We start from the raw sequence: 2,341 nt of genomic DNA, 5'->3' as shown, positions 1-2,341 counted from the left end.
ACCTCGGCTTCCATGACTCGATGGAAGCCACTGTGGACCCTTATCCCGGGGTCCCGATTGGATGCCGATCACCCCGAAAACGGGGTCCTTATTCCATGCCGAAACACACGCAAGCCGCTGAAGCTAGGGGCCATAGCGTTGGCAAACAAGCTGGCGCGGATTGCCTGGAAACTGATGGTCAGCCGCGAGCGGTATCGACCTGCAAGCAGCGTCATGCCGATGCCGACAGAGACTTGAACGAAAAGCAGAGCTTGGCGCCAGACCGGCAGGTTTGACACTAAGGGCGGAACTTGCAGGATAGTAAGAGGTGGTACGTTCGGCGCGAGCCGGTTAGTAAAATGCTCCGCTCGGTTTACCGGCAGAAAATGCCGCTCTCGTATTTGGATCTCACTGTCCGCGGAGCCCATCTTGGCCGGTGGTCGTAAGACCCGAAAACAGGCCGGACATATGAGCGCAAGCGATCCGAGCAAGCTGCTAGAACCGTCCTTGCAAGTCGGGGGCCGTCCACATATGAACCGACCCTTTCGGTCTCGGCCTGCGGGCTTCAATCCCTGGCGTAGGACCATGATGGAGTCGTCGTCCGATATCTCCAAATCTGACGAGTGACTTGACGCGATAATCCACACAGCAGAATTGTCGCCGGAGGCGCTCTTTGATGAAGCCGGCCGCAAGCGGCCTGCGCTTGTTTTTACCCCCGAAGACGGGGTGGGCGGCGCTCCCGCATAGCCCCGAACCGGTGAGCCGCAACCGCGCCCCTCTCTGCTCCTCCAGGACGATCATGATAATGGCGCGGTCCTCCGCTCGCGCTCCGGCCGTTCCGGTGCGGCCCACCTCAGGCGTTCGGGGCTTTCCGGTCGCTCTTCGCCGCCCACCCCGCCTTCCGGGGGCAGGTTGCGGAAGAAGAGTGGATGGAGATCATCATGGCCAAGGGCCGCAAGATTGATTGCACGACAGCGACCAAACCGAGCCTCTACGAAGAAATCACCTCGCACATCATCGCCGACCTGGAGGCCGGCACCTTCCCATGGGCGCGACCCTGGGGCGCGAGTGGTGAGAGCAAGGCGTTTGCGTTGCCCAGCAATGCCGCGACCGGCAATCCCTATTCCGGGATCAATATCCTGATCCTGTGGGGCAAGATGTTTGAATCCGGCTTCACCTCTCAAAGGTGGCTCACCTTCAATCAGGCATCAGCCCTCGGCGGCACCGTACGCAAAGGAGAGCATGGCACGACGGTCTGTTATGCCGACCGCTTCGTCCCCAAGCGCGCGCAAGATTCTGCGCGCCGAGGCACAGAGGGGCAGGCGGAGGAGGGGGAGGCAAGTATTCCCTTCCTGCGCCGCTACACGGTTTTCAATCTGGATCAATGCGACCAATTGCCGGCCGATCTCAGCCTCGCGTCACCCGAACTGCCCGAGCGGCAGCTCGTGCCGCAGGCCGAGGCGCTCGCCAAGGCAACGCTTGCCGATATCCGCATCGGCGGCGCGGACGCATTCTATCTGCCGCTGGCAGATACCGTTCACATCCCGCCACAGCCGGCATTCTTCGAGCAGATCAACTTCTATCGGACGCTCTTTCATGAGCTCGGACACTGGACCGGCCATCCCAACCGGTTGAACCGCGACCTCACGGGTACCTTCGGCTCGAAACCTTACGCCCATGAGGAATTGGTCGCCGAGTTGACCGCCGCTTTTGTCTGCGCCGCGCTCTCCATCAAGCCGACGGTCCGGCATGCCGACTATCTCGGTTCATGGCTGGACGTGCTCCGCAGCGACAGCCGCGCAATTTTTCGGGCCGCAAGCAAAGCCTCCAAGGCCGCCGATTTTCTGCTCGCGTTCAGCGAAGACAACCGAGCGGCCGCAGCGAAGGCGAGGGCGCCCTGAGCCGCGCCCTCGATGAGCCGCGTGCGGCCGCCGCCTGTGTGCCGCGCTACATGGCGTTTCCGATCGGTCATTAGGACGCCAAATAATCGCTATCTCGGCCCGCGCCTGCGAGATGATTAACCCTTTGTTTACCAGCCCTTGACGCTCTCGATTCGGGCGCAAGGACGCAATTTGCGCCCGAATTCTGCGGTGTCCGAGTCGCCTTGGAGTCAATCGGGCGAGGTGGAAATTTAGCCGGAAGCGATTCTGACGACTCAGCCTATTGGAGGGTCCAAGCAGAGCGCGTGCAGCGCATCATGGAGCCGACCATGGTTGATCCCTTCAAGGCGTTTCCCGAACCGCATGCAGTGAAGCGTAAGCGGAGCTTTTCTCCCATTTGATTGACTGGTTTCGCTTCGGCTTTCGCTCTGCGATCCTTGGCTTGTCAGAGAGCCGAGAGGAGACTGAAGGCGATGGAACAA

The 2,341-nt window shown here is 61.0% G+C and carries 1 protein-coding gene and 1 pseudogene; both read left to right on the top strand.

The genetic code is table 11. The annotated features are described in order from the left end of the window. Positions 1–237: pseudogene (locus tag QJT78_RS50290) on the top strand (hypothetical protein); the annotation flags it as partial. 671 nt (positions 238–908) lie between these two features. Continuing rightward, positions 909–1,880: a zincin-like metallopeptidase domain-containing protein gene (locus QJT78_RS50285; RefSeq protein WP_162136573.1), complete on the top strand. Its 972-nt coding sequence runs from the start codon at positions 909–911 to the stop codon at positions 1,878–1,880. Positions 1,881–2,341: the final 461 nt, after the last annotated feature.

It is taken from the genome of Bradyrhizobium sp. Mp27 (assembly GCF_029953005.1).
Classification (GTDB): domain Bacteria; phylum Pseudomonadota; class Alphaproteobacteria; order Rhizobiales; family Xanthobacteraceae; genus Bradyrhizobium; species Bradyrhizobium barranii.
This window is presented reverse-complemented; position numbering and strand designations above follow the sequence as displayed.